This window comes from Salidesulfovibrio brasiliensis JCM 12178 (assembly GCF_001311825.1).
GTDB classification, from domain to species: domain Bacteria; phylum Desulfobacterota; class Desulfovibrionia; order Desulfovibrionales; family Desulfovibrionaceae; genus Pseudodesulfovibrio; species Pseudodesulfovibrio brasiliensis.
Genome location: NZ_BBCB01000145.1, coordinates 1 through 3,333 on the forward strand (window position 1 = coordinate 1; position 3,333 = coordinate 3,333).

Below are 3,333 nucleotides of genomic sequence, written 5' to 3' on the forward strand. Positions count from 1 at the left end.
CCCGCAGACGCCTATGACCGGCCGAGCCATTGCTCCACCCGCTCCGGCCAAGGCACGCCGAGAATCCGTTCCTTGATGCGCCGGGCCTCAAACCAGTCGCGACACATGGCCTCGCGCCGTTCATGGTCCCGCGCCAGCCGCTCCACCTCGAGCCAGACTTCCCACTCCTGCGCAACGGTCCAGCCGGGATCGTCCAGACGGCAGTCGGGGAGGCGATAATGGAACGCCGGACGTCCCTTGATGAGATGGTGCTCCACCGGATGCCGCTCAAGCACGTCCGGCACCAGCTCCAAGAACATGGGGAGCATGTCCATGGGCCGGTTCCTCGTGGGATTGTAAGTCATGTAATCGTCGGCCAGCTCTTCAATGCTTTCGGGATGATAACCCTCATCGAAAACCATCGTCAGGTACTTGCCGGGAAAGGTGTCGATGTAGGGGGACAGAACCCGCGTCAGGTCGACGCCGCGTTGACGAATCCAGTCCTCCAGCAGCAGGAAGGAGACAAGGTAGGCCTTGATGGTTTCCAGCTCCGTGTCCGGCGGCTCCACGTTCAGGTGCAGGCCGAAGGCGTAGGTAAAGCTCGCCCGGGTGCCCATGGCGTGCAGCATGTGCAGCTTGGAGCGCAGGTCCTCGGCCTCGTTGAGCGAGGAAAACGGCAGCGGCGGAGTGACGATCTCGCAAGGCACAAGGTCGGCCGTGAGGCCGAGAAGGATTCTCTCGATGCGCTCGGCGTCCTCTGTCACGTCGACGCCCAGCATGCTCAGGTAATGCTCGTAACGTTTCTCCTTGAGCATGGAGGCGTCCATTTCCACGGTGAACTTGCCGTAGGCGGTCTCCTCGATGGTGTAGACGAAATTGTTCTTCTTTCGGACATCGCCGCCGAACACCGCGTACACGGCATCGGCGGCCTCTTCCGGCCCGAGCTTGGCGAATTCGAACTCAAGACCGACCCGGCGCTCGGAACCGTCGGCCTTTTCACGTATATCGGGAAGTATCATTATTTCACTCCAGCTTGGACGGCGATCTGTCGCCGCACTTGGTTATCATGAGCAACAGCGTACCACATTCCGAAAAAGATGCACGGGGCGCGATGCAGGAACTGGAGACCGGCCGCAACAGGCTGATCTCCCGGCTTGCTGACGGCGTCTCTCCCTCGTTCCCCGAGGCCCTCAGCCATGAGGTGGACCATTATTTCGTCGAGCGCGTCAAGGAGATCGAGATTGAAGGGTCGCTTCCATCCGCCCCCATGGCGCTGGTGGCCGTGGGCGGATACGGCCGGGGCGTGCTCTGCCCCGGCTCGGATATTGATGTGATGGTGCTCTTTTCCGGCAAGCTCCCGGCAGAGGCCAAGCGTTCGCGGCCGCGTTGCTGCATCCGCTCTGGGACCTCGGCCTGAAAGTGGGCCACGGCGTGCGCACCGTACGCGACTGCGCCTCGCTCTCAAGCGAGGATCATCAGGTGCTGACATCACTCATGGACGCCCGCCTCCTCTACGGCGACCATCGTGTATTCACGGCCATGAAGACCGCCGTTACGAAGAAGGCGCTCAATGGGCGGCTCACCGGCTTCGCCCGCGCGCTGGCAGCCGAAGTGCGCGGCAGGGAAGAAACCCATGGCGATTCCGGCAGCCTGCTTGAACCGAACCTCAAGAACGGCGTGGGCGGCCTGCGGGACGTGCACACCGTCCACTGGCTGCGTCAGGCCGGGCCGGACTCCTGCCCGTTCCTCCCCGAAGAGCTGGCAGAGCTTCGTCAGCACGAAACCTTTCTGATGCGGGTGCGGACCGCGCTGCACTATGTGGCGGGCCGCAAACAGGACACCCTGCATTTCGACCTGCAACGGGCCACGGCCACGGCGCTCGGCTATGTTGCACAGGAAGACAAGGCGGACAAGGCCGGGCGCGCGGTGGAATTCTTCCTGACCCGCCTGCACCGGGCCATGGGGCGCATCGCCGCCATGCGGGAAGCCGCAGTGCTGCACGCGGCCAAGGGCCGGTTCTCGGCCCGCAACCTCCCGGAAAGCATCACTGTCTCACCCGAAGGACTGCGCTTCGTGAAGCCCGCACCGAATCCCGGCGTTCTCATGGATATCTTCCTGTCCAGCGCCCAAAGCGGGATTCCCATCTCATGGGCGGCGAGGCGGACCATCGCCGCCGCCATCAACCGCCATAGCGACAGCCTGCATTACAGCCGCAACGCGCTGGAAGCTATGATTCACCTCTTTCTCCAGACCAACGCCCGGCCTGCGGCGGTGACCCTCTCGCGCACCGGCCTGCTCGGGACCATCCTTCCCGAGTTCGAGACCGTTCGCCATCTGGTGCAGTTCGATGACGTACACATCCACCCCGTAGGCCGCCACACGCTGGAGACCTGCGCCATCATCGGCGACATGCTTGCCGGACGGCGCGGCGGAGGCGGTGCGCTTGCCGAACACCTGCCCTCCCCCGAACGGCTAATGCTCGCGGCCCTGTTTCACGACCTCGGCAAGGAAGAACCGAACCACGAGCTGGCCGGGGAGCGCATCGCCCGCGAGGCCATGGCCCGCTTCGGCTTCGACCAACCCTGCATCGACGACGTGGCCTTCATGGTCCGCAACCACCTGCTGCTCCCCGCCACGGCGGCCCGGCGCGATCCGGATGAACCGGGCGTGGCCCAGAGCATCGCCGAGACGTGCGTCACCCCCGAACGGCTGGACATGCTGCAACTGCTGGCCGAGGCCGATGCAGAAGCCACCGGCCCGAGACTGATGGGCGGCTGGAACCGCAGCCTTCGCCTTCGCCTATACCGCGCTGCCCGGTCCTGTTTCGACAAAACCGATGCCCCGGAGAAGCAGGAGCGCGACCCCACCGAACTGCGCCGCGCCGTGGCCGACATGCTCGACGACCCGGACACTGCGGCCCGCATCCCTTCACGCGCGCTCAGGTCAGTCAGTGCCGAGGTGCTGGCCGGACACGCAAAGCTGGTGCGCGAACTGGACGCCAAGGTGGAGGCCGACCGCATCCGCAAGCCCGGCGGCAAGGGTGGTCTCGGAGTAAACGTCATCGACTGTTCTCCCGGTCCCGCACCCGACGTCCGGACGCTGACCGTGGCGGCCCATGACTCACCGGGCTGTTCGCCACGCTGGCGGGATGCCTCGGCCTGCACGGGCTGGAAATTCTCTCGGCGGATGTGTTCACATGGAAGGGCGACGCGGCGGTGGACGTGTTCACCGTCTCCCGCGAGGGCGGGCGCGAACCGGACGAGGACCTTATTTCACGGCTGAGTTCCAGCATCGCATGGGCCATGGCCGGGAAGCTGGACGTGGCCGGGCGGCTGCACGCGCGCCGCAACTCCC

At 65.1% G+C, this 3,333-nt stretch carries 3 protein-coding genes; 2 read left to right on the forward strand and 1 reads right to left on the reverse strand.

Going from position 1 to position 3,333, the window contains the following annotated elements; all coding sequences use genetic code 11:
* Nucleotides 1–11 precede the first annotated feature (11 nt).
* Nucleotides 12–998 carry an amidoligase family protein gene (locus JCM12178_RS17115; RefSeq protein WP_054653171.1) on the reverse strand — a complete coding sequence of 329 codons (987 nt, stop codon included), beginning with the start codon at nucleotides 996–998 and terminating at the stop codon, nucleotides 12–14.
* A 47-nt stretch (nucleotides 999–1,045) separates the two neighbouring features.
* Here JCM12178_RS17115 and JCM12178_RS17120 point away from each other — a divergent pair, with 47 nt between their 5' ends.
* Entirely contained in the window at nucleotides 1,046–1,396 is a 351-nt protein-coding gene (locus JCM12178_RS17120; RefSeq protein WP_083466022.1) for a nucleotidyltransferase domain-containing protein, read from the forward strand.
* Entirely contained in the window at nucleotides 1,366–3,261 is a 1,896-nt protein-coding gene (locus JCM12178_RS17125; protein ID WP_054653175.1) for a [protein-PII] uridylyltransferase family protein, read from the forward strand. The genes JCM12178_RS17120 and JCM12178_RS17125 overlap by 31 nt, the downstream gene beginning before the upstream one ends.
* Nucleotides 3,262–3,333: the final 72 nt, after the last annotated feature.